The sequence below is a fragment of the Citrobacter sp. C13 genome, assembly GCF_014596815.2.
GTDB lineage: Bacteria > Pseudomonadota > Gammaproteobacteria > Enterobacterales > Enterobacteriaceae > Citrobacter > Citrobacter portucalensis.
Genome location: NZ_CP115024.1, coordinates 3,185,894 through 3,208,381, shown reverse-complemented (window position 1 = coordinate 3,208,381; position 22,488 = coordinate 3,185,894). Strand labels below are relative to the sequence as shown.

The 22,488-nt window shown below is 49.3% G+C and carries 21 protein-coding genes and 5 pseudogenes; 14 read left to right on the top strand and 12 right to left on the bottom strand.

Features of this window, described 5'->3' with window-relative positions; translation table 11 throughout:
• Nucleotide 1 precedes the first annotated feature (1 nt).
• Entirely contained in the window at nucleotides 2–913 is a 912-nt protein-coding gene (gene gsiD, locus IB222_RS15485) for a glutathione ABC transporter permease GsiD (RefSeq protein WP_003831612.1), read from the top strand.
• Nucleotides 914–1,005: 92 nt separating this feature from the next.
• Here gsiD and rimO read toward each other — a convergent pair whose 3' ends face one another.
• Nucleotides 1,006–2,313: a 30S ribosomal protein S12 methylthiotransferase RimO gene (rimO, locus tag IB222_RS15480; RefSeq protein WP_003831616.1), complete on the bottom strand. Its 1,308-nt coding sequence runs from the start codon at nucleotides 2,311–2,313 to the stop codon at nucleotides 1,006–1,008.
• Between the two features lie 231 nt (nucleotides 2,314–2,544).
• On the opposite strand from rimO, the gene IB222_RS15475 reads away from it, so the two are divergent.
• Together IB222_RS15475 and glgP are read left to right on the top strand one after the other, a co-directional pair.
• Nucleotides 2,545–2,730 carry a glycine cleavage system protein T gene (locus IB222_RS15475; protein WP_223240755.1) on the top strand — a complete coding sequence of 62 codons (186 nt, stop codon included), beginning with the start codon at nucleotides 2,545–2,547 and terminating at the stop codon, nucleotides 2,728–2,730.
• 51 nt (nucleotides 2,731–2,781) lie between these two features.
• A complete protein-coding gene (glgP, locus tag IB222_RS15470; protein ID WP_148362190.1) occupies nucleotides 2,782–5,232 on the top strand; it encodes a glycogen phosphorylase in 2,451 nt (816 codons plus the stop codon).
• Between the two features lie 35 nt (nucleotides 5,233–5,267).
• On the opposite strand, the gene IB222_RS15465 is transcribed toward glgP, so the two are convergent.
• Entirely contained in the window at nucleotides 5,268–6,191 is a 924-nt protein-coding gene (locus IB222_RS15465; RefSeq protein ID WP_063940643.1) for a LysR family transcriptional regulator, read from the bottom strand.
• Between the two features lie 220 nt (nucleotides 6,192–6,411).
• On the opposite strand from IB222_RS15465, the gene bssR reads away from it, so the two are divergent.
• Both bssR and IB222_RS15455 read left to right on the top strand, forming a co-directional pair.
• Nucleotides 6,412–6,795, top strand: a complete 384-nt coding sequence (gene bssR / locus IB222_RS15460) for a biofilm formation regulator BssR (RefSeq protein ID WP_008784229.1) — start codon at nucleotides 6,412–6,414, stop codon at nucleotides 6,793–6,795.
• Between the two features lie 102 nt (nucleotides 6,796–6,897).
• Nucleotides 6,898–7,995, top strand: a complete 1,098-nt coding sequence (locus tag IB222_RS15455; RefSeq protein ID WP_149384175.1) for a PQQ-dependent sugar dehydrogenase — start codon at nucleotides 6,898–6,900, stop codon at nucleotides 7,993–7,995.
• A gap of 5 nt (nucleotides 7,996–8,000) precedes the next feature.
• On the opposite strand, the gene IB222_RS15450 is transcribed toward IB222_RS15455, so the two are convergent.
• Nucleotides 8,001–8,627, bottom strand: coding sequence for a glutathione S-transferase family protein (locus IB222_RS15450; RefSeq protein ID WP_149384176.1), 627 nt, complete (start codon nucleotides 8,625–8,627; stop codon nucleotides 8,001–8,003).
• Between the two features lie 328 nt (nucleotides 8,628–8,955).
• Between IB222_RS15450 and dacC the strand changes: the two genes are divergently transcribed.
• Nucleotides 8,956–10,158, top strand: a complete 1,203-nt coding sequence (dacC, locus tag IB222_RS15445; protein ID WP_003831630.1) for a serine-type D-Ala-D-Ala carboxypeptidase — start codon at nucleotides 8,956–8,958, stop codon at nucleotides 10,156–10,158.
• A gap of 45 nt (nucleotides 10,159–10,203) precedes the next feature.
• On the opposite strand, the gene deoR is transcribed toward dacC, so the two are convergent.
• The gene (gene deoR, locus IB222_RS15440) at nucleotides 10,204–10,962 is read right to left on the bottom strand and encodes a DNA-binding transcriptional repressor DeoR (RefSeq protein WP_003831632.1); all 759 of its coding nucleotides are present in this window, start codon (nucleotides 10,960–10,962) and stop codon (nucleotides 10,204–10,206) included.
• 64 nt (nucleotides 10,963–11,026) lie between these two features.
• On the bottom strand, nucleotides 11,027–11,635 hold the full coding sequence (gene ybjG / locus IB222_RS15435) for an undecaprenyl-diphosphate phosphatase (protein ID WP_003831635.1): 609 nt from the start codon (nucleotides 11,633–11,635) through the stop codon (nucleotides 11,027–11,029).
• 298 nt (nucleotides 11,636–11,933) lie between these two features.
• Between ybjG and IB222_RS15430 the strand changes: the two genes are divergently transcribed.
• The gene (locus IB222_RS15430) at nucleotides 11,934–13,166 is read left to right on the top strand and encodes an MFS transporter (protein WP_008784235.1); all 1,233 of its coding nucleotides are present in this window, start codon (nucleotides 11,934–11,936) and stop codon (nucleotides 13,164–13,166) included.
• A 217-nt stretch (nucleotides 13,167–13,383) separates the two neighbouring features.
• On the opposite strand, the gene IB222_RS15425 is transcribed toward IB222_RS15430, so the two are convergent.
• The 3 genes from IB222_RS15425 to IB222_RS15415 form a co-directional block, all read right to left on the bottom strand.
• Nucleotides 13,384–13,665, bottom strand: a complete 282-nt coding sequence (locus tag IB222_RS15425; RefSeq protein ID WP_003831642.1) for a hypothetical protein — start codon at nucleotides 13,663–13,665, stop codon at nucleotides 13,384–13,386.
• A gap of 107 nt (nucleotides 13,666–13,772) precedes the next feature.
• The gene (locus tag IB222_RS15420; RefSeq protein WP_148362186.1) at nucleotides 13,773–14,588 is read right to left on the bottom strand and encodes a Cof-type HAD-IIB family hydrolase; all 816 of its coding nucleotides are present in this window, start codon (nucleotides 14,586–14,588) and stop codon (nucleotides 13,773–13,775) included.
• Nucleotides 14,588–15,796: an MFS transporter gene (locus IB222_RS15415; RefSeq protein ID WP_032934393.1), complete on the bottom strand. Its 1,209-nt coding sequence runs from the start codon at nucleotides 15,794–15,796 to the stop codon at nucleotides 14,588–14,590. Before IB222_RS15415 ends, IB222_RS15420 begins: the two co-directional genes overlap by 1 nt.
• An 85-nt stretch (nucleotides 15,797–15,881) precedes the next feature.
• Between IB222_RS15415 and IB222_RS15410 the strand changes: the two genes are divergently transcribed.
• On the top strand, nucleotides 15,882–16,442 hold the full coding sequence (locus IB222_RS15410; RefSeq protein WP_003831648.1) for a TetR/AcrR family transcriptional regulator: 561 nt from the start codon (nucleotides 15,882–15,884) through the stop codon (nucleotides 16,440–16,442).
• Here IB222_RS15410 and IB222_RS15405 read toward each other — a convergent pair.
• Nucleotides 16,429–17,226: an SDR family oxidoreductase gene (locus tag IB222_RS15405; RefSeq protein WP_149384177.1), complete on the bottom strand. Its 798-nt coding sequence runs from the start codon at nucleotides 17,224–17,226 to the stop codon at nucleotides 16,429–16,431. The two genes, IB222_RS15410 and IB222_RS15405, sit on opposite strands and share 14 nt — an antisense overlap.
• 209 nt (nucleotides 17,227–17,435) lie before the next feature.
• Between IB222_RS15405 and IB222_RS15400 the strand changes: the two are divergent.
• Both IB222_RS15400 and IB222_RS15395 read left to right on the top strand, forming a co-directional pair.
• Nucleotides 17,436–17,740, top strand: a pseudogene (locus IB222_RS15400) (phage tail protein); the annotation flags it as partial.
• Nucleotides 17,741–17,818: 78 nt separating this feature from the next.
• A pseudogene (locus IB222_RS15395) lies at nucleotides 17,819–18,220 on the top strand (phage virion morphogenesis protein).
• On the opposite strand, the gene IB222_RS15390 reads toward IB222_RS15395, so the two are convergent.
• Nucleotides 18,162–18,968, bottom strand: a complete 807-nt coding sequence (locus tag IB222_RS15390; protein ID WP_149384178.1) for a DUF6216 family protein — start codon at nucleotides 18,966–18,968, stop codon at nucleotides 18,162–18,164. The pseudogene IB222_RS15395 and the gene IB222_RS15390 sit on opposite strands and share 59 nt — an antisense overlap.
• A gap of 103 nt (nucleotides 18,969–19,071) precedes the next feature.
• On the opposite strand from IB222_RS15390, the pseudogene IB222_RS15385 reads away from it, so the two are divergent.
• From IB222_RS15385 to IB222_RS15375, 3 pseudogenes are all read left to right on the top strand, one after another.
• Nucleotides 19,072–19,453, top strand: a pseudogene (locus IB222_RS15385) (phage baseplate assembly protein V); the annotation flags it as partial.
• A 51-nt stretch (nucleotides 19,454–19,504) separates the two neighbouring features.
• Nucleotides 19,505–19,897 (top strand): annotated as a pseudogene (locus tag IB222_RS15380) (phage late control D family protein); the annotation flags it as partial.
• 72 nt (nucleotides 19,898–19,969) lie between these two features.
• A pseudogene (locus IB222_RS15375) lies at nucleotides 19,970–20,185 on the top strand (ogr/Delta-like zinc finger family protein).
• A 68-nt stretch (nucleotides 20,186–20,253) separates the two neighbouring features.
• On the opposite strand, the gene IB222_RS15370 reads toward IB222_RS15375, so the two are convergent.
• Nucleotides 20,254–20,880, bottom strand: coding sequence for a GIY-YIG nuclease family protein (locus IB222_RS15370; protein ID WP_249415386.1), 627 nt, complete (start codon nucleotides 20,878–20,880; stop codon nucleotides 20,254–20,256).
• 75 nt (nucleotides 20,881–20,955) lie between these two features.
• On the opposite strand from IB222_RS15370, the gene IB222_RS15365 reads away from it, so the two are divergent.
• Nucleotides 20,956–21,213, top strand: a complete 258-nt coding sequence (locus tag IB222_RS15365) for a hypothetical protein (protein WP_149384179.1) — start codon at nucleotides 20,956–20,958, stop codon at nucleotides 21,211–21,213.
• 183 nt (nucleotides 21,214–21,396) lie between these two features.
• Here IB222_RS15365 and IB222_RS15360 read toward each other — a convergent pair whose 3' ends face one another.
• Nucleotides 21,397–22,449 (bottom strand): tyrosine-type recombinase/integrase, encoded by a 1,053-nt coding sequence (locus IB222_RS15360; protein WP_000290937.1) that lies wholly within the window; start codon nucleotides 22,447–22,449, stop codon nucleotides 21,397–21,399.
• Nucleotides 22,450–22,488: the final 39 nt, after the last annotated feature.

Below are 22,488 nucleotides of genomic sequence, written 5' to 3'. Positions count from 1 at the left end.
GATGCGATTTTTTAACTGGCGCCGACAGGCGATTTTAAATGCGATGCCCCTTGTTAAGCCAGAGCAGATACGCACACCGTGGCATGAGTTCTGGCGTCGGTTCCGTCGACAGCACATGGCGATGGTCGCTGGGCTGTTTGTATTGCTCCTGATCATGGTGGCGATTTTTGCCCGCTGGCTGACGCCATTTGATGCCGAGAATTACTTCGATTATGACCGTTTGAATGATGGGCCGTCGATGCTGCATTGGTTTGGCGTTGACTCACTGGGACGGGATATTTTTAGCCGCGTGCTGGTTGGCGCGCAAATCTCGCTGGCGGCAGGAGTCTTTGCCGTGTTTATTGGCGCGGCGATTGGTACGGTACTGGGGCTGCTGGCGGGATACTACGAAGGCTGGTGGGATCGACTGATCATGCGAATCTGCGATGTGTTGTTCGCCTTTCCGGGGATATTGCTGGCGATAGCCGTGGTCGCCGTGCTGGGCAGCGGAATTGCTAACGTGATCATTGCCGTGGCCATTTTCTCCATTCCAGCCTTCGCGCGCCTGGTGCGCGGGAATACGCTGGTGCTGAAGCAACAGACGTTTATTGAGTCTGCGCGCAGTATTGGTGCCAGCGATGCGACCATCATCTTCAACCATATTCTGCCTGGAACGGTCTCATCGATCGTGGTCTTCTTTACCATGCGAATTGGTACGTCGATTATCTCTGCCGCGAGCTTGTCATTCCTGGGGTTAGGCGCACAGCCGCCGACGCCGGAGTGGGGGGCAATGCTTAATGAAGCGCGCGCTGATATGGTGATCGCGCCGCACGTGGCGATTTTCCCGGCGGTAGCGATATTCCTGACGGTGCTGGCGTTTAACTTACTGGGAGATGGTCTGCGCGACGCGCTGGACCCGAAAATTAAAGGGTAAACCGTAGGCCTGATAAGACGCTTCAGCGTCGCCATCAGGCATTGCCGGATGCGGCATAAATGCCTTATCCGGCCTACGTTGGGTTACGCTAATTAAACGCGGGTGCCCCACAGATCGTATTCATCTGCGTTTTCGACCTTCACGCGGATGATATCGCCAGGTTTCACCTTGGTTTCACCATTCAGGTATACCGCGCCGTCGATTTCTGGAGCATCAGCCATGCTACGACCAATTGCGCCTTCTTCGTCAACTTCATCAACGATAACCAGAATCTCGCGGCCCACTTTCTCCTGCAAACGTTCAGCAGAGATCTGCTGCTGCAATTGCATAAAGCGGTTCCAGCGTTCTTCTTTCACCTCTTCCGGGATTTGATCCGGCAGGTCATTAGCGCCAGCGCCTTCTACCGGGCTGTATTTAAAGCAGCCCACGCGATCCAGACGCGCTTCCTTCAGGAAGTCGAGCAACATCTGGAAGTCTTCTTCCGTTTCACCCGGGAAACCAACAATGAAGGTGGAGCGCAGCGTCAGTTCAGGGCAGATTTCACGCCACTGCTTGATGCGCGCCAGCTGTCTGTCCACGGAGCCCGGGCGTTTCATCAGTTTAAGAATACGCGGGCTGGCATGCTGTAACGGGATGTCCAGATACGGCAGGATTTTGCCTTCCGCCATCAGCGGGATAACATCATCAACGTGCGGGTAAGGGTAGACGTAATGGAGGCGCGTCCAGATCCCCAGTTTTGATAACTGTTCGCACAGATCAACCATGCTGGTTTTGACCGGCTCGCCGTTATGGAAACCGGTACGATGCTTCACATCTACACCGTAAGCAGAGGTATCCTGAGAGATTACCAGAATCTCTTTCACGCCCGCATCGACCAGACGCTTGGCTTCGCTGAGGACGTCGCCAATCGGACGGCTCACCAGATCGCCGCGCATGGATGGAATAATGCAGAACGTGCAGCGGTGGTTACAGCCCTCGGAAATCTTCAGATAGGCATAATGGCGAGGAGTCAGCTTGACGCCCTGCTCAGGAACCAGACTCTGGAACGGGTTGTGTTTTGGTTTTGGCACATAGTGGTGAACGTGCTCCAGAACCTGTTCATAGCTATGCGGCCCGGTGATTTCCAGCACCTTCGGGTGGACTTCACGGATCTGATCAACTTTCGCGCCCAGACAGCCGGTGACGATCACCTTACCGTTCTCGTTCAGCGCTTCGCCAATTGCTTCCAGGGACTCCTGAACCGCACTGTCGATAAAGCCGCAGGTATTAACGATAACCATATCCGCGTCGTCGTAGCTTGGCACAACATCATAGCCTTCGGTACGAAGTTCGGTCAGGATGCGCTCAGAATCGACGAGGTTTTTCGGACAACCTAGTGATATAAAACCAATTTTTGCCATTTTCTTATACTGTACATTGCTCGTAATCGGGGGATTATACAGATGCCTTCACGGTACATCTATATCTGATCAGCATAAGACGGAGAGAATAAAGAGCGATACCTATAAAGAGTAGATCGGTCAGTGAAAGGTGTTTAGTGAGTCTAATTCCGGCTTTAAGTGCCGCTTCTTGGCTATAGACACTCATTATCGTAAATTTTATCTCGTCGAGCGTTACTAATGAGGTTTAATTTGAAAGATATTGTTTTGAAGTCGAAACTTGAAATGGCTAAAACTCTTTATGCTAATGGTGTGAGTTTATATTATATCTCACTTGCCACAGGCTTAAGTTGGCGTGTATTAATGACAGAATTAACGTTCATCGCCAGTCATGAAAATATTCGACAAAAAGCTAACGCTCACGTACCCAAACTTTAAATAATTCACCTGTCTATTACCATCCTACAAAATTTGAAAGGTAACGTTAATATGTATATTTCGCCACTTCCGGTCGCCACGGACTCTGATGTTGATAAACTTAGAGATGATATTGCTAATAAACTTTTATTCACTATTGGCAAAGATCCCGCAATCGCCACGAAACGGGAGTGGCTTAATGCGACGTTATATGCGGTACGCGATCGGATGGTCGAGTGCTGGCACCGTTCTAATCGGGCGCAATTCTCTCAGGATGCGCGCCAGGTATATTATCTGTCGATGGAATTTTTAATTGGTCGTACGCTATCCAATGCATTGCTCTCTTTAGGTATTTATGACGAAGTCAGAAGCGCGCTGGAGGCAATGGGGCTTGAACTGGAAGAACTGATTGATGAAGAAAACGATCCCGGGTTAGGTAATGGTGGTCTCGGTCGTCTGGCGGCCTGCTTCCTTGATTCACTGGCGACGCTTGGGTTGCCGGGATGTGGATACGGTATTCGTTATAACTACGGTATGTTCAAACAAAATATCGTTAACGGTGTACAAAAAGAGTCGCTGGATTATTGGCTGGAATACGGTAATCCCTGGGAGTTCAAACGTCATAATACGCATTATAAAGTACGTTTTGGCGGGCGTGTTCAACAGGAGGGGAATAAAACCCGCTGGCTTGAAACTGAGGATATTCTGGCCGTGGCGCATGATCAAATTATTCCAGGTTATGCGACGGACACGACTAATACGTTACGCTTGTGGAACGTGCAGGTGAATAGCGAAGTTAATGCGGGCAAACTGAATCAGCAGGCCGACTTTGCTACTGAAGTGGAAAACAAATACCACTTCGATCGTATCTCGCGGGTTTTGTACCCGGATGATTCCACCGATGCGGGGCGTGAATTGCGTTTACGCCAGGCCTATTTCCTGGCCTCGGCGACGATTCAGGATATTCTGAATCGTCATTATCAGTTGCACAAAACATACGACAATCTGGCCGATAAAATTGCGATTCACCTTAATGATACGCATCCGGTACTGGCGATCCCTGAGTTGATGCGTTTATTGATTGATCATCATCAGTTTAGTTGGGATAACGCGTTTGACGTGACCTGTCAGATTTTTTCTTATACCAACCATACGTTGATGAGTGAGGCGCTGGAGACCTGGCCAGTAGAAATGCTAAGTCGAATTTTGCCGCGCCATTTGCAGATTATTTTTGAGATTAACGATCGTTTTCTGAAGACCTTACAGGAACGTTATCGTAATGACAGCGATCTACTGAAACGTGTGTCGTTAATTGATGAATCCAATGGTCGCGTCGTTCGTATGGCCTGGCTGGCAGTAGTTGTCAGTCATAAGGTTAACGGCGTGTCGGCATTGCATTCAAAACTGATGACCGAATCACTGTTTGCAGATTTTGCGAATATTTTTCCCCTGCGTTTCACCAACGTAACCAATGGTGTGACTGCGCGTCGTTGGCTGGCGCTGGCGAATCCACCGCTTGCCAAAGTGCTGGACGAAAATATCGGTGACAGCTGGCGGACTAAATTAATGCAGTTGGGCGAGCTGAAGCAGTTTATAGATTATCCGTCGGTGAATGAGGCTGTGCATCGTGCGAAACGTGAAAATAAGCAGCGGCTGGCGCACCATATTGCCACTCACTACGGCGTGGTGGTGAATCCTGATGCGCTGTTTGATGTGCAGGTGAAACGCATCCACGAGTACAAGCGGCAACTCATGAATGTGCTCCACGTTATTACACGTTATAACCGGATCAAAGCCGCGCCGGATGCCAACTGGGTACCGCGAGTGAATATCTTTGCCGGAAAAGCAGCCTCCTCTTATCACATGGCAAAACAAATTATTCGCTTGATTAACGATGTGGCGCAGTTAGTCAATAACGATCCGCAGATTGGCGGCAAACTGAAAGTAGTATTTATTCCGGATTACAGCGTCAGTCTTGCTCAGCTAATTATTCCGGCAGCCGATCTGTCAGAGCAAATTTCCCTGGCCGGGACGGAAGCCTCCGGGACCAGTAATATGAAATTCGGTATGAATGGTGCGCTGACTATCGGTACGCTTGACGGTGCGAATATCGAAATGCGCGAATACGTTGGGGAAGATAACATCTTTATCTTTGGCAATACGGCGAATCAGGTTGAAACTCTGCGACGTGATGGCTATGACCCGAGGCACATCTTTGAAAAGGATGAGGAACTTCATCAGGTGCTGACGCAAATCGGTACGGGGGTGTTCAGTCCGCAGGAGCCAGGGCGTTATAGAGAGGTGTTGGATTCATTGATTAACTTCGGCGACTACTATCAGGTGTTGGCCGATTATCGCAGCTATGTAGATTGCCAGGATTCGGTGGACGAGTTGTATCGTACTCCCCGGGAGTGGACGACAAAAACCATGCACAATATTGCTAACATGGGGTATTTCTCGTCGGACAGAACGGTTCAGGAATATGCCGACCATATCTGGCGCATAGCAAAAATTCGCGTGTAATCAGTTTTTCTAACGCTCAGCCTCTCTGGTTTTCATCACAGGGAGGCTGTTTGCAAATCAGCCAGAATAGGTGAGAGGATTTTGTGGGTATTGCTTTCTTTGCGCGATGAGGCAAACACGCTAAATTGTGGCAAGGGAAACGGAGTGTTTATTTTTTTTAGTCCATACAGCTGAGCGTGTGTTTCAAATACCTTTTCCGGGATCACCCCTAAACAATGGGTATTGGACACAATCGTCAGAATCGCCGTAAACGATGAGGTAAGCAGGCAGCGTTCTCCGGTTCTGAATTTTTTATCCACAATACTGCGATGATAAATGATTTTCTCATTCTTAGTATTGTAGCCGACCAGGTTAGCATTTCTGAATTGCGCTTCACTGATGGTGTTACCATATAAAGAATTATTCTGCGAGGCCGCCAGCACCAGGCGCATATCGCATATTTTCTGGCATGAAAGACTTGCTGACTCTACAGAAAAGGTAGAAAAAACGACATCTGCCTGACGCATATTCAGCAGTTCAATAATACTCTGTTCATTCAGGTCGGCGGTAAGGTGCAGGAGGCTGATATCGGCGTCAGTCTCGATTATTCTGGCGGTGACATCTGGAATAACGATAGGGGAAATAAAAGATTCCGTATAAAGCGTTAACCTTTTCTTGGCGGCAGGCGTGGAAAGCGGCATCAGCGTTGACAGCTTATCGATAATTGGGATTGTATTATCATACAGTTCATCAGAATAGACCGTCGGTAACAGTGCATTCCCGCTACGGACAAAAAGATTATCACCCATCATTTCGCGCAGTTTTCTTAATGACTGGCTGACGGCGGAAGGTGATATGTTCAGCATGTCAGCAACTCTGGAAATGCTACCCACGCTATAGATCAAACAGAAAATGGTCAGCAGATTGAGATCTATTTTTGATAGTGTGCGTATTTTTTCTGCATCATTTGCTTTCGACATAGACCCCTCATCATCAACACCATGGCAGTAACCACATCAGGTATAGCAAAAAAAGTCAGGCGAGTCAGACACTGGGCGCCTTCGATAAGCGTACAGAATGAAGTTGTAACATTGTAAATTATGTTAATCAATTGAGCTTTATTGATGTAGGACATCTATTTGTTCAAAAAACAACCATACTATTAAGTTGCACCATAGTTGGAAAGAGGAGGAACAAAGTATGGTTGTTGACAGACTGAGAACCGATCTTCTCAACAAATTGATAAACGCCCGTATCGAACTTGCCGCTTATCTGCAGTTGAGAAAAGCGAAAGGCTACATGTCAGTTAGCGAGAGCGATCGCCTGCGTGATGTTTTTTTTGCACTGAATCGCGAATTGCACGAGCAATCACAGCTTCACGGTATGCATCTTGATCAGGAAGAGTGGAATGCCCTTCATCGTGCTGAAGGGGCGTTAGCCGCCGCCGCTGTTTGTCTTATGAGTGGACATCACGATTGTCCAACGTTTATCGCCGTTAACGCAGAGAAACTGGAAAACTGCCTGACAACGCTGACGCTAAGTATCCAGAGTTTGCAATCTTACCCAACGCTGGAACACGTCTGAATCAGGGGGAGGGCGCTCCCCCTTTTCGTTAAGATTATGTAAATGTGGCGGGATAATTCCCCTTGCTGGCTACGCTTTATGCAGAGCTATTCAGGAGGTGTTATGCGTCGACTCTTTCTCTGTGCTGCCTCATTCGCGCTACTTTCCACTTATGCCGCCGCGGTAAAAGTGGAAGTGCTGCAAACTAAACTCGATCACCCATGGTCACTGGCTTTTTTACCCGATAACCGCGGTATGCTCATTACGCTCAAAGGTGGACAGCTTCGACTCTGGCAGCCTGATAAAGGGCTTTCCGACCCGCTGACCGGCGTACCAAAAGTCTGGGCGAATGGTCAGGGAGGACTGCTTGATGTGGCGTTAGCACCGGATTTTGTACAATCTCGCCGGGTATGGCTAAGCTTCGCTGAAGCTGACCGCGAAGGCAAAGCGGGCACCGCGGTAGGCTACGGGCGATTGAGTGACGATCTCAAACATCTGCAAGGATTTCAGACCGTTTTTCGCCAACAGCCAAAGCTTTCCACCGGAAACCATTTTGGTGGACGTCTGGTATTTGATGGTAACGGTTATCTGTTTATTGGCCTGGGAGAGAATAATCAACGCGCTACCGCCCAGGACCTGGATAAATTGCAGGGTAAATTAGTCAGACTGACCGACGAGGGAAAAATTCCGCCGGATAATCCGTTTGTGAACAAGGCGGGAGCGCGGGCAGAAATTTGGTCGTATGGCATCCGCAACCCGCAGGGGATGGCGATGAATCCGTGGAGTGATGTGCTGTGGCTCAATGAGCACGGTCCACGCGGAGGCGATGAAATTAATATCCCCGAGAAAGGGAAAAATTACGGCTGGCCTATCGCGACCTGGGGGGTTAACTACAGTGGTTTGAAAATTCCCGAAGCAAAAGGTCAAATTGTTGCTGGCACGGAACAACCCATCTTTTACTGGGAAAAGTCGCCGGCGGTTAGTGGAATGGCTTTTTACAATAGCGGTACCTTCCCGCAGTGGCGGCAGAAGTTGTTCATCGGCGCGTTGAAAGATAAAGAAGTGATCGTGCTGAGCGTTAAAGGGAATACGGTCACTGAGGATGGGCGTCTGTTGCAGGAAAGGGGGCAGCGGATCCGTGATGTGCGCGTCGGACCAGACGGTTATTTGTACGTGTTAACCGACGAGTCCGACGGGGAATTACTTAAAGTGAGTCCCTGATTTGGTTAGCTGACCGGGATCATCACGATTTTTTGAAACGCCGGGCGCTCGGTCAGTTGTTGATACCAGCGTTCCAGATGCGGGAGCGGGGTCCAGCTCAGGCCAACGTTGAACAGGTTATAGATGAACGGTGCCACAGCGATATCCGCGGTGCCAAATTCAGCCCCGGAGAACCATGGCTGGTCTGTCAGCGCGTTATCCAGAATGGCAAACATGTTATCGCAAACTTGCTTACTTGCCTCAATGGCCGCCATATCGCGCTGATCGGCAGGTGTTCTGACCAAACCAAATAAGATAACCCGATGCGCAGGGCTTAGCGTCTGATTTGCCCAGTCCATCCATTTTTCACCGACAGCGCGCGCGGCCGGAGCGTCAATCCACAAACGTTTTTGTCCGTACTGAGCGGCCAGATAGCGGACAATGGTATTGGATTCCCACAGAACAACGTCCGTTTCATCATCGCGTAGTAGCGGGACCAGTCCGTTCGGGTTCAGTGCCAGATAGTCGGCATCGCGGTTACCGCCATGCTGCCCGCCCGCCAGAATTTGGTTATACGGCAGTTCCAGTTCCTCGAGCGTCCACAATACTTTTTTTACGTTGGTCGAGTTATTGCGACCCCACAGTGTAATCATAGTAACCCCGCAAATTAATTGAGCAGCATTATGGCTGCAGATGCCATCTGACTAGCTCACATGGTGGGGTAAACCTAATATTTACGCAACAAAGTCTAAAAAAATCGTGCCAGGAGCAGCGCAGCGCGGCGTTATTGCATAAACTTTAAAAACTTTACCAACTTACGGTTTCTTTAAGCTCGTTAGTGCGTTATTACTCACCGCACTTATTTTACACGTCATCCATCAGACTTTTTCTGCATGGGTTGGTCGAGGTCGCTTGGCCGGTTTTGTGTAAACACGGTGTGGTATGACGTGGTTTTTTGGAATGGATACTCGGGTGGCATTTATGACGCAATACTTCTCTTCACTTCGCAGCTTTGCTGCAGGTTCTGCACTCTTAATCCTTTTGGTGCCGACCGTACAGGCGGCGGAGCAACCGACGGCCCCGCCGAGCGTGGACGCGCGCGCGTGGATTCTGATGGATTACGCCAGTGGTAAGGTGCTGGCGGAAGGTAATGCTGATGAGAAACTGGATCCTGCCAGTCTGACCAAAATCATGACCAGCTATGTGGTTGGGCAGGCGCTGAAGGCCGGAAAAATTAACCTCAACGACATGGTCACCGTGGGCAAAGACGCCTGGGCGACCGGTAATCCAGCCCTGCGCGGTTCGTCGGTCATGTTCCTCAAGCCCGGCGATCAGGTTGCGGTGTCCGATCTGAATAAAGGCGTTATCATTCAGTCAGGTAACGATGCCTGTATTGCACTCGCTGATTACGTTGCTGGCAGCCAGGAATCCTTTATTGGTCTGATGAACGGCTATGCGAAAAAACTGGGGCTGACTAACACGACTTTCCAGACGGTACACGGCCTGGATGCGGCAGGACAGTTCAGTACCGCACGTGATATGGCGTTGCTCGGGAAGGCGTTAATCCACGATGTGCCGGAAGAGTACGCTATTCACAAAGAGAAAGAATTTACCTTCAATAAAATACGTCAACCGAACCGCAACCGTCTGTTGTGGAGCACCAACCTGAACGTGGATGGTATGAAAACCGGGACCACTGCCGGGGCGGGATACAACCTGGTGGCCTCCGCGACCCAGGGCGATATGCGCCTGATCTCCGTGGTGCTGGGAGCAAAAACCGACCGCATTCGTTTTAATGAGTCAGAAAAGCTGCTGACCTGGGGCTTCCGCTTTTTTGAAACCGTTACGCCGATCAAGCCGGATGCGACTTTCGTGACCCAGCGCGTCTGGTTTGGCGATAAGAGTGAAGTGAATTTGGGCGCCGGAGAAGGGGGTTCTGTGACCATTCCGCGTGGCCAGCTCAAAAACCTGAAGGCCAGCTTTACCCTGACTGAACCACAGCTAACAGCACCGCTGAAGAAAGGTCAGGTTGTGGGCACTATCGACTTCCAGTTGAACGGAAAATCCATTGAGCAGCGTCCGTTGATGGTGATGGAAGATGTGGAAGAGGGTGGTTTCTTTAGCCGCATGTGGGACTTTGTGATGATGAAATTCCACCAGTGGTTTGGTGGTTGGTTCTCTTAATCTTATCTATTGCCGGATGGCGCAATCGCCGTCCGGCAGTATCTGTTAGTACTTCAGCGTGATACGTTGCGCTTTAGCGTACTCAACAAACGCATCGTCAGGGCGGTTATCACTGATGATGGTATCAAAGCGTTTTAATTCCCCCATCCTTGCAGGTCGCACCTTACCAAACTTGCTGTGATCGACCACCAAAACGTGATGCTGCGCCATCGACATTGCCCAGTGCTTCACCGGCAGTTCTTCCAGATTAAAGCAGGTCGCGCCTTTTTCGATGTGAACACCTGCTGCGGAATAAAAGGCGATATCCGGACAGAGGTTGTTCAGCGTTTCCTGGAAATCGAGCGGTTTAAAAATCGCGTTACTGGCATGGAATTCACCACCACACAGAATGACGCGGCACTGCGGTTTTTCCTGCAGTACCAGAAACGTATTCAACGAGTAGCAGATTGCGGTGAAGGGCAGTTCATTGTCGATCGCTTCAATGATCCACGGCGTGGTCGTACCGCAATCGAAAAAGATGGTCTGATGCGCCTGCACGAGACTCGCCGCCTGCTGGGCAGCGCGACGCTTTTCATCAACCAGACGGGATTTTTGATCGCTGATTAAATAGTGGTTAGCGCTGCGGGGTTCCAGAACAATATAGCCCCCGAGCAGCACGACGGGAGCATCATGATTATTCAGGTCGCGACGAATGGTCATCTCAGATACGCCCAGCAACGTCGCGGCTTCTTTGAGGTGTAATTTATCGCTGCGTTTCAGCGCCTGCAGTAATTGACCAATACGCTCGTCGCGTCGAGTTTCCATAGTTCCCCTGGAGAATAGATTAAGTGCTCAGTTTCGCGCTTAATACTACTCTTTTTACCGCGGGTTAGTCACGTACCCAACCTTTACGGATGGGGAGAGCGAAGCAGGTGCGATAGCACGTCTGCAAGCCGAGGTACAAGGTTGTGCCGAACCGTTGCCAGATCATCTGGGCGCTCAGGCAACCGATCAACCCGGCCAGTAATCCGCCCAGCATATCCAGCGGCCAGTGAACGCCAAGGTAAACACGTGACCAGGCAATCGCCACGGCGACAACCATCAGCAGAGCACCCGTCCACAAGCGATGCCAGAACAGAAAGGCCAGAGCAAAGGTAAAGATAACCGTACCGTGGTCGCTCGGGAAAGAGTCATCTGCCGCATGGTGCAGGAAGTTATAGCCGATGTGGTTAACGAACGGACGATCGTGGGGGAAAAGATGCCCCATCAGCCAGGAAATCGTCAGACCGACTACTAACGCAATGGCCATTTTGATGACCAACTGGCGCTGGAGCGTAACCTGACCACGAGGTCCCCAAAGCCAGAGCACAACGGCTAACAGCGGCACAATGCTGATCAGATCTTTGGCAATGAAAATGGCGAGCGAAATTGCCCATTGCGCAGAGTCGGGTGTTGCATTGATCAAGTAAAAAAGAGAATTGTTCAGATTTTCCAGCATAACGTCCAGACTCAGTGTAATCGTTAAAAAGGCCCATAGGGGGAAGAGCATAAAATTGCTTTCACGGGATAAAAAGCGGTCTTGTCTTATTTGCCTGTTAAATGACGATTTTTAAGACAATTTATGAGGCTTATTGAGCATGATAGCGGTCTCAACTTAAATTAACCTTAAAGCAAAATGTTCTTGAGCAAATGAGTGTAAAAATGTGCGCATTTTGCTTTCAAATCACATAATTCACTATCACCAGTACGGCGCATTTATTACACTTTGCGCGATTTTTCTATAGTTAAGAGATTGCATGCAGAACCGTTTATCTTCAGGCGTCCGTTTGGGGCGTCAGGCATTACTTTTCCCGCTCTGTCTGGTGCTTTACGAATTCTCCACTTATATCGGCAACGATATGATCCAGCCCGGAATGTTGGCGGTGGTGGCGCAATATAACGCCGGATTAGATTGGGTACCTACGTCTATGACCGCCTATCTGGCAGGCGGCATGTTTTTGCAGTGGTTGTTAGGACCGCTGTCGGACCGTATTGGTCGTCGTCCGGTAATGTTAACCGGCGTGATCTGGTTCATCGTTACCTGCCTTGCAACCCTGCTTGCACAGAATATTGAGCAATTTACCTTCCTGCGTTTTTTGCAGGGGATAAGCCTGTGCTTTATTGGTGCGGTGGGTTACGCCGCCATTCAGGAATCTTTTGAAGAAGCGGTCTGCATAAAAATTACCGCGCTGATGGCAAACGTGGCGCTGATTGCGCCACTGCTGGGTCCGTTGGTAGGCGCAGCCTGGGTACATGTTCTGCCGTGGGAAGGGATGTTTATCCTGTTTGCTGCTCTGGCGGCCATCTCCTTTTTTGGTCTGCAACGCGCGATGCCGGAAACGGCAACCCGGCTTGGTGAAAAGCTGTCCATTAAAGAGTTGGGCAAGGATTATAAGCTGGTGCTGAGGAACGTGCGCTTCGTTGCAGGCGCACTGGCGTTGGGTTTTGTCAGCCTGCCGTTACTGGCGTGGATTGCGCAGTCCCCGATTATTATCATCAGCGGTGAACATCTCAGCAGCTACGAATATGGTCTGTTGCAGGTGCCGATTTTTGGCGCGTTGATTGCTGGTAACCTGGTGCTGGCGCGTCTGACTTCGCGAAAAACCGTGCGTTCGCTAATTATCATGGGCGGCTGGCCAATCGCCGTTGGCCTGATTATTGCCGCTGCGGCCACGGTGGTGTCATCCCATGCATATCTATGGATGACGGCGGGTTTGAGTATCTATGCGTTTGGCATTGGCGTGGCGAATGCGGGGCTGGTGCGCCTGACGCTGTTTGCCAGCGAAATGAGTAAGGGTACCGTTTCTGCCGCAATGGGTATGCTGCAGATGCTGATTTTTACTGTTGGTATTGAGCTGAGTAAACACGCGTATCTGCTGGGAGGGAACGGCTTGTTCAGCTTGTTCAATCTGGCAAGCGGCGTACTGTGGCTGATTCTGATGGTTATCTTCCTGAAAGATAAACGGGTAGGGAATTCCCGGGAAGGTTAAGGACCGGATTTCCGCAATCCAGCGCATATGAGCATAATGACGCCGATAAATTCATCATTATGTTGATAAGAGAATCACGCTGTAGGCCGGATAAGCGAAGCGCCATCCGGCGGCCTGTAGCAAATTGCCGGATGGCGGCGTAAACGCCTTATCCGGCCTACCGCTCACCAAAGATCTTAACTGACCAGTATTACGGTTGTCCGGGCCTGGCGACAACTTAGTGGTGGTCGTCAATCTGATGTTCGATAACCATCCCTTCACCGACGCTTGCCACATGTCGCGCATAAGGATGTGCGCGATAGACAGGGGCCGGAGCAGGCGCTGGAGCAACATATACCGTTTGTGGTGCGGTCGTTACGCTGACCGCCTGGGGCACGCTGACGGAAGAGGGTACTACCACCACTTTATAACCGCTGGGGACATCAACGGTAACGCTTTGTGCAAATGTTGTCCCCGCAAAGCCCAGCAACAATGTCGCCATCAGTACACTTTTCTTCATGATCCGCTCGCCTGAAATATTCACTGGAAGTAATAATCCAGCGGGTTAATTTGAGGCGGATTATGAATAGATCATGCCATCATTTTGTTGCCGTCTGTGCTGAGCCGTTAATGCGTAAACGGTGCTTCATTCTTTAACACGCGGTCGATAATATCCAGAACGCCCTCTTCGTTGTTCGAGCCTGCGCGATATTTTGCCGCCTCGATCACCGGCTCATGGGCGTTGGCCATTGCAAAACTAAATCCTGCCTGACGCAGCATCTCAATATCATTTCCGCCATCGCCAAACACAACAACTTCATTGTCGTTAATATTCCAGCGTTGTTGCAGCAGGCGCAGACCGTTAGCCTTATGCACGCCGGGAATTATTAAGTCGATGCTGCCGTAGCCGGTATGAACCGGTACCATAATATCGCCAATCGCCTCGTGGAGATCGGCCTGTACCTGTGGAATTCGGTCGTCGGAAATATTCAGCCCGAACTTGAAGAAAACGTCGCTGAGGTTGTCAAAATTATCTACAAATTCAAGACGATGATAATACATGGCGGAAACGATCTTATGCTCATCGCTGTACTGTTTCAATGTATAGGCGCTGTTTTTACCACAGGCAATAATGTCGATATCGGCGCGGGTCAGCAGATGCTCTACGATGGCATGGAAATCGTCTTTAGCCAGTTCGCCGTTAAAGACATCTTCTCCTTCACTGACCACCCAACCACCGTTTTCGGCGACAAATGAGATCTCATTGGCCAGTTCGGGGAAAAAGGAAATCAACTGATAATATTGGTTGCCGCTGGCGACCACAAAGCGGATCCCTTGTTCTTTCATCTGGCGGTATTGCGCCATAAAGCGCTCACGGTTATAGGTTTTTTGGTCGCTTAAAAATGTGCCGTCCATGTCGACTGCAATTAATTTGATACTCATTAGCTGTTCTCCATCACCGTAGTATTTTTGAGATCCGGTTTCGCTACCGCTTTCGCGACGACGGCGGCGACAAGCACCAGCGCCAGCACCACTAACATAGCGCTGCGCAGGCCATAGTGTTCACCCAGATAGCCCAGCAGCGGCGGTCCAACAAGGAACGCCAGGTAACCGGTGGTCGCCACAACGCTGACGCGGGTTGGGGCATCGGGACCGGTGTCGCTGGCAGCTGAAATGGTCAGCGGGAAGCCGAGCGATGCGCCGAGTCCCCACAGAATAACGGACACACCGGCCACCCAAGAGCTGTCGACAAAAATAATCAGGCTAATCCCGAGAGCGCCCATCAGTGCACTGGCGCGCACCACCGCAACGCGGCTGTAACGGTCGATGAACCAGCCACCGGTAAATCGCCCAACGGTCATACCCAGCGTAAAACCGGCATAAATCAGCGAGCCTGATGTCGGGCTAAATCCATGTCCGTCCACCATTAACAGTGGAAGCCAGTCGTTGGCGGAACCTTCAGCAAATGCCATCGCCAGCACTACAACGCCGATCAGCAATAGCTGGATATCACGATAAAAAGGCAGTCCTTTTTCACCGGAGTGAGAACCGTCAGCGGCATTTTTGCCCGTGCCGTCAGGAATAGCTTTGATGGCGATGAAAATAGGTGTGATAGCAACCATTGCAGCCAAAAGAATATGCGCGGTAGCCGGGACGCTGAAGGCGGTAAGCATCATTCCAACTCCAGCCCCTGCCAACGTTCCCAGGCTGTAAAAACCGTGCATCATCGGCAGCACGGTTTTGTTCATTTCGCGCTCAACTGCCGCACCTTCGACGTTGATGGCAACTTCTGCCGCGCCAAAGCTGGCGCCAAATACGCCCAGGCCAAACGCGAAAAGCCATGCGGAATGCAGCCAGAGCGCTACGCTGAGGATCGCCATTCCGAGAACGGCACAAGACATGGTGGTGCGGATCACCTTACGCGTGCCAAATCGTTTCACCAGCCAGGCCGAACAAAGTATGCCACTCATCGAACCAATAGAGAGCCCAAACAACACCGCGCCCATTTCGGCAGTGGAGATGGAGAGGATATCTCTGATGGCAGGGGTACGCGTTGCCCAGGAGGCCATTAATAATCCTGGTAAAAAGAAGAACGTGAACAGCGCCCAGGTGCGACGTCTTAAGGCTTTGCGTGATGAGATGCCAGTCATGAATTCGGGCCAAAGAAAAGAGGGAAGGAGACAACATTAGCAAGACTGTGTACATTTGTACACAAATGCAATAAGAGGAAATGTAGTGCGACGTGCAAACGATCCGCAGCGGCGGGAAAAAATAGTTCAGGCGACTCTGGATGCAGTAATAGCCCATGGTATTCATGGGGTTACACACCGTAAAATCGCTATGATTGCCGAGGTGCCACTGGGTTCTATGACCTATTACTTTTCGGGAATTGATGAGCTTTTGATGGAGGCATTTGGCCGTTTTACTGACAGGATGATGCTGCAGTATCAGGACTTTTTTGCCGATGTTAAGGATGCGTCGCAGGCTTGCCATGCCATTACCGATATGATTTACGGCTCTCAGGTCACAACGCCTGATAATATGGAGCTCATGTATCAGCTGTATGCTTTTGCCAGCCGTAAACCAGCGTTGAAAACGGTGATGCAGAACTGGATGCTACGCAGCCAACAAACGCTGGAGCAGTGGTTTGACCCGGTTACGGCGCGGGCGCTGGATGCGTTTATTGAAGGAATGACGCTGCATTTTGTCACGGACAAAAAACCGCTGCAGCGAGAAGATATCTTGCTGATGGTGGAGCGTATTGCAGGGATACCCGCGACAGTCAGCTGTGCGTAGCGCCTCCGGTAATATTCACCACCGTCGCGGTCATGGCGCTGGCATGGTCTGAAGCAAGAAAGGTCATGACCTCAGCGATTTGTGCAAGCGTAGGCAGGCGCGCGAGCATGGTACTTTGCGCCGCACCCCCTAACCATTGATCGACGGTTAAACCCATTGACTGTGCTTTAGCGGAGAAAATTTCTCCGGTATAGGAGCCAGCTGCAACAGCATCCACAATCGCATGCGAGCGCACGCCGACGACCCGGATATTTGCCGATCCTACCTCGCTGGCGAGCGCTTTAATAAAAGCCTCTGTTCCTGCACAACCAACAATATGACCCAGATGACCAGGCATCGCCATCGGGGCCGCGGGGGCAACAACGCTGAGAATGACGCCCGCACGATTGCCGCCCATGTGCGGCGTTACGGCTTTTGCGATATTGAACTGCGCCGAGAGGAAAGGGGTTATACCGCTCATAAACTCAGAGAGGGATAATGCGTTAATGCGTTTGCCCTGTTCGTGCATAAATCCCGTTGCGTTAACCACCACATCTATTCCACCGGTTTGCTCTACAAGGCGGGTAACTTCCTTCGATGCGTTGTGCTCGTCGAGTACATCGGTGATAAAGGTTTCGACTGTACCTCCTGTCATTCGGATAATACTGGCCGTCCGATCAAGCTTTTCCTGGCTGCGAGCACCCAAACACACATGGGCTCCTTCGCGCGCCATGGCCTGCGCAACCGTACTACCAATAGCCCCGCTGCCACCAAAAATTACTGCGACTTTGCCAGTAAGCAACATGACTAACCCCCATCCCCGATAAAGCACCGTTTTAAAGTATGTGCCATAACCGGCATGCTGCAAATTTGGGAGGTGTTTCAGAGATGGAAGGTGATGAACGCAAATTTCAGGCAACAAAAAGCCCATTTATGCAAATAGGTTAATTAAAATAATGAGTTGTAGGATAATCAATAAGTTAGTCTAGTGGTGAGAAGTGATGATTACGGGGTATTGTTAACAGACTGTTCCTACGAAGCGTCCTGATTAAAGCGGTGCCGAATGTCCTCAATAACCCAGATAAGCTGCACCTTTTCGTTGATAACGGGTCACTAGTAGCAACCGGAGCAAGCTCCATGTCATGGAAATACCGCTACACCCTGAATGTGGTGATCTAGGATTTTATCGGAGACTAGAATCTGCTGATGACTCAGAGAAAACTAGCCGGATGGCATCAACAAACTTAGGGTTGCGTGAAAAGCTGTTTACCTTTGAAGTGGATATTCTGCGCAATGATGCATGCGATATCAGCCTGAATCAGAAGAGCTATAAGAAATGTAGACGATGAGACCTGGATAATCTGCATAAAGTGGATGAGTGGCTGACTGCGCTCTAGGTGAATTTGGAGTCTTCCCCACGCCAGCGCATGATGCGGAAACTGGTGCAGGAGCTGCAGCGGGATCAGTAGCAAAACATCAGAATACAGCGTAACTCTGATGGCCGCGGTTACGAATCCCGAAAAGCCACTTCCTGAGCTAAAAAGAGGCGCATTAAGCGGCAGATGTTCTCGAAACTACGCACGGTGAGATACCTGAAAACATCGGCCAGCGTGGACTTTGCCAGCGTGCAATTTGAGAGCAAAGTGCAGCACATTGCCCGTGTTCACCACTACGGGCTGCGTGATCGCGTCAGCCATAAAGGCCCGAAGGTCCGTTATACAGAGTGCTGCCTGCGGGGTGTTAATGATAAGTCTTACGTTCTAACTCTTGATATATTGAATAGATTCCTTCTGCCTTGAATTCACCATTTGCCCAATGAATTGCACTTTTTTGTTCAGTTAGAATATATTTTCTGACTTTTTTAGAATAATGTATGGTTAGCATAAGTCCCAAAGAGATCCATAATAGAAAAAATATGATTATTGGAACAAGGGAATAAATAAAAAATTTGTCTTTAACAAACTTCTTGACCGCTTTGTCAATGTAAACATATCCTTCATCAGTGGTTAGTAATTTACAAAGATCTTCTTTGTGTTCAATTGTTAATGATTTGTAGTTCTCTGAACTGGCAGAGGATGACTGTTCGCAATCATCCTTTGATATTTCCCAGTTTGGTGTGGATAAAATTGTAGCCGCTGTCGCCAGCTTTTTTGATATGTAAAATGATTCACCGGATTTTATCCAATAAAGCAACGTGCTATTTGGTGGCGTTTTAATGGTCTGGATGAGTGCTGGACCAAAAGTATAAATCGCATACAAAAAAAGAACTGAAAAGAGAATAGTGACTGATTTTTCAGCCCATGTGATAGCAGGCAAATTTTTTAATGATATTCGTATAAAGAAAAAGTTTAAAACAAACGCAGGGATTCCAGATTTTTTCAAAATTACATCATGAGATTGTCTATATTTGAATAGTGCTCTTATAACTATTGTCACCAAAGTTATAGCAGCTCCAAAAATGGATATCCATGCTGCAAGTGCAGCTGCCGGAGAGCTTAAAAATTCAGCATTAAATATATTAGAGCTTATTGGACTTATAACACTCATTCATCCACCTATTGGTTGTTTTTTATCCTTTAATCAATTTGTACCATCGATACCACAATTTGCAAGAAGTTATAAACAAGTTTTCAGCTGTCATCATTTATCCATGAACGCACATCTTACAGAAATCATACGCCTTATCACCAACCTGATCCGCACTGGCACCGTGAACGAAGTGGATCGGGAAAATTGGCTTTACCGGGTGAAAGTGGGCGAACTTGAAACCAACTGGATTAACTGGCCGACACTGCGCGCCGATGGCAACCGTACATGGTGGTGTTTGTCGCAGGATGAGCAGGTGGTGTTGCTGTGCATTGTCGGCAATCTGGAAACCGCTTTGGTGCTGCCTGCCATCTATTCCAATCAGTTTTCACCTCAGCCGGATTCAGTGGACGGCTGAGTGACGGAGTACCCGGATGGGGGGCTGGTTTGAGAATGAACCCACCACCGGACGGTGGCATATCAGGGGCATCAAATCTATGGTGATTTAGGCAGCAGACAGCGTCACCTACAAAACCAGTGAGTTTGTGATGGGGACTACTGGTGTTATTGCCAGCTGGTTGCATACGCGTGAACCTAGGAATAAAGAGACAACCCCTGTGAAGCGCCGTCGAAAGAAAACCACCACACCCAAAGAGCCGGAAGCTAAACAGGGAGATTATCTGGTGGGAATGGATGAAAACGTACTGGTTCTTAATCGTACTTACGCCAACCGGAGTAATGCAGAGCACGCAGAAAAAATGCAGTGGGAATGTCTGCAGCGCGGGGTTGCTTCATTTTTCCTGCAGCTCGCTGAGGGGCGGGCTGATCTCTAAACGGAAATGCCGATGAAGGTGACGGGGTTTAAGCAACCGATTGATGACGCAGAATGGACCATTACCACACTGACGCATTCTGTCAGCCCGGATAATGGATTTACGACCAGCATGTAACTAGAAGTGAAAATAGATGAGTTCGCAATCGAATGATTAGTTCCAAATTGCGAATAATGATGCATCATTATGATGATGAATTGTCCTATGTGCGGGCAGGCGGCACATACACGTAGTAGCTTTTAGGTTTCCAATGAAACCAAAGAGCGCTACAACCAGTGCACTAACATCGAATGTGGGCATACCTTCGTAACGCATGAAACGTTTGTTCGTTCAGTGTGCCGACTACAAAAAATCAGCCCTGCGCCACTTTATCCGCAAGGGATGCAGGAACAATTAGCTTACTGACCCGCCGCTGGCGTAATAGGGGTCTCACTACTGAACTGGATTACGTAGCGGCGGATTTCATATGTGGCTTATTCCCCCTGGACAGATTGATTCGCCATTTCTTCAACTACACTCCTGCTAAATCCTGTTTCATCTGCAATTTCCATTAATTTGGCTTCTGCCATGGCTTTGCTGCGCATTGCTGAAAGGATAGGTTTAAAGGCGTGGTTGTTACCCTGAATGTTTAATGGCAGCGAAATGCTGGAAATTAGCGTTTTTTCCAGTACCCAGGGTTCTTCATTTGCTACCCAATATACTTTTGCATTCTTTTCCATCCACTGGTCCAGCCATTGCTCGCCAGGGTGGGTGAATGTCGTTCTCTTTCCCGAGCCAACCCGTCGGAGCGGGAAATTGCTTTCCGGCGCCAGTAAAACCCCGAGCGTGCGTCTGAGTGTTGAGCCTTCGGCGTTTCCGCTATAGTGGGTTCTGATGCGTTGTCGAAGATTAGCGCGGCTATTCGGTTTGCCTTTTTTATCTGGTGAAATACCGACATAGAGCAATGTGTATCCATCCTGAGTTATGCAACCCTCAGTTGGCACGCCAGAGGGGATCTCTTTGAACCACCAGAAATAAATCCCATTCACAGCAGGAACCGGTGTGGTGCGACTCATGACATCTGTTCTGCTGAATGTTTTGCCAGGATAAAAATTAAACACTCATATTCTCCGCGCTGATTCATCCTGATATTTTATGGGATCATCAACTGGGAACGCTTGATTTACTAAGGGGGAATGATGAGTTTGAGAGTCACGACACAGCAGGTGGATACCTGGAAGAAACGCATTCAGCGGGATGGTTTGAAAGGTTCTACTTACTTTTGCCAACAAAGTGGAGGTGTTTGGGTTTCTGCATCAGCCGGTCATCAGCCTATCTGTCAGAAAGTTTTAGGGAAGGATTCAGGAACAAGTTCTTTAGCGAGTTATTTGCGCTGGGATGATGTCGGCGCGGTTGCTTTGGTTGAGCTGTTGTACGCGATTGAGACAGCATAAAGTAAAGACTTACACCGACATGCTAAAACCACTGTCGCCTTATGTGGAACAGTGGGCGTGTAACTGATTGATTAAAAAAGACGTGAATTTCAGGCAACAAAAAACCCATTTATGTAAACGGGTTAATGAAAACAATAAGTTAGAGTAAAAACAATAAGTTGGGTTGGTGGTCAGTGGTGGTTATTACGGGGTAATGCCAACCGCTGCCGCCACTTTATCGCCACTTGGCAGCGTTGCCAGAGGATTGAAACGGAGCGCCGTTTCCAGATGATCCGGTGCCAGATGTGCGTAACGCATAGTCATTTTTATATCGTGGTGTCCGAGAATTTTTTGTAAGGCCAGAATGTTTCCACCCGACATCATGAAGTGCGCCGCAAACGTATGGCGCAGAACGTGTGTGAGTTGACCGCGAGGGAGCACGATAGACGTTTTTTCCATCACTGATAAAAATTGAAAATAGCAGTCTGTGAAGAAATTGAACCCATCAAGCGCCATGATCTCTTCGTAAAGCTCTTTACTGATAGGGATGCTTCTGTTTTTCTTCCCCTTCGTTCTGACAAAGGTAATTCGGTATTTGGTCACCTGTGAGCGAGTAAGATTTACGGCTTCACGCCAGCGTGCGCCTGTGCTTAAGCATATCTTAACTACCAGTGCCAGAATTGGGTCCTGACGTTTGCAATCAGCCAGCAATTCAACAATCTGCTCATGGGTAAGCCATGCCATCTCTTTTTCTGCGATGGTGAATTTTCGCATGTTCTCCAGTGGGTTCGGATACGACCATTCGCCCAGACGGGATAGTTCGCTAAAAACACTACTTAGATAGCTTTGCTCCAGGTTAATGGTGACCGGGCTTGCTCCTTTCTTCCATTTCTCGCTGAAGTAGATCTCGCCTGTCAGGCGTTTATCTCGATAGTGGGCAAACATTTTAGAGGTGAGATCGGTTGCAAGAGGATTGCCCAGAGCGTCAACCATCAACAGCAATTTGTCATAGACATGCTGCCCAGCTGTCAGAGATTTACCATGTAGTTTGAACCATAGTTCAACCACGTCTTTCAGTGTTCGACGATCCACTGATTCACCCAGCCAGGGCTTTGCTTCGGTTTCTTCCATCGTGTGACGCTCAAAAGCCAGAGCTTCGCCTTTGGTGGCGAATTGTTTACGCACACGACGTCCACTACGTCCGGCGGGGTAACATTCGCAAAGCCATTTTCCTGTGGTGAGTTTTCGTACTGCCATAAAAAAGCCCTCATATCAGAGGGCTAAATTTAACTGTAT

Coding starts and splice junctions, on each gene's coding strand:
- IB222_RS15425 (WP_003831642.1), bottom strand. CDS start 13,665: ATGAAGAAAAGTGTACTGATGGCGACATTGTTGCTGGGCTTTGCGGGG.
- gsiD (WP_003831612.1), top strand. CDS start 2: ATGCGATTTTTTAACTGGCGCCGACAGGCGATTTTAAATGCGATGCCC.
- IB222_RS15365 (WP_149384179.1), top strand. CDS start 20,956: ATGATGAGTTTGAGAGTCACGACACAGCAGGTGGATACCTGGAAGAAA.
- IB222_RS15430 (WP_008784235.1), top strand. CDS start 11,934: ATGCAGAACCGTTTATCTTCAGGCGTCCGTTTGGGGCGTCAGGCATTA.
- IB222_RS15465 (WP_063940643.1), bottom strand. CDS start 6,191: ATGTCGAAAGCAAATGATGCAGAAAAAATACGCACACTATCAAAAATA.
- dacC (WP_003831630.1), top strand. CDS start 8,956: ATGACGCAATACTTCTCTTCACTTCGCAGCTTTGCTGCAGGTTCTGCA.
- deoR (WP_003831632.1), bottom strand. CDS start 10,962: ATGGAAACTCGACGCGACGAGCGTATTGGTCAATTACTGCAGGCGCTG.
- glgP (WP_148362190.1), top strand. CDS start 2,782: ATGTATATTTCGCCACTTCCGGTCGCCACGGACTCTGATGTTGATAAA.
- bssR (WP_008784229.1), top strand. CDS start 6,412: ATGGTTGTTGACAGACTGAGAACCGATCTTCTCAACAAATTGATAAAC.
- IB222_RS15420 (WP_148362186.1), bottom strand. CDS start 14,588: ATGAGTATCAAATTAATTGCAGTCGACATGGACGGCACATTTTTAAGC.
- IB222_RS15450 (WP_149384176.1), bottom strand. CDS start 8,627: ATGATTACACTGTGGGGTCGCAATAACTCGACCAACGTAAAAAAAGTA.
- IB222_RS15390 (WP_149384178.1), bottom strand. CDS start 18,968: ATGAGTGTTATAAGTCCAATAAGCTCTAATATATTTAATGCTGAATTT.
- IB222_RS15360 (WP_000290937.1), bottom strand. CDS start 22,449: ATGGCAGTACGAAAACTCACCACAGGAAAATGGCTTTGCGAATGTTAC.
- ybjG (WP_003831635.1), bottom strand. CDS start 11,635: ATGCTGGAAAATCTGAACAATTCTCTTTTTTACTTGATCAATGCAACA.
- IB222_RS15405 (WP_149384177.1), bottom strand. CDS start 17,226: ATGTTGCTTACTGGCAAAGTCGCAGTAATTTTTGGTGGCAGCGGGGCT.
- IB222_RS15455 (WP_149384175.1), top strand. CDS start 6,898: ATGCGTCGACTCTTTCTCTGTGCTGCCTCATTCGCGCTACTTTCCACT.
- IB222_RS15415 (WP_032934393.1), bottom strand. CDS start 15,796: ATGACTGGCATCTCATCACGCAAAGCCTTAAGACGTCGCACCTGGGCG.
- rimO (WP_003831616.1), bottom strand. CDS start 2,313: ATGGCAAAAATTGGTTTTATATCACTAGGTTGTCCGAAAAACCTCGTC.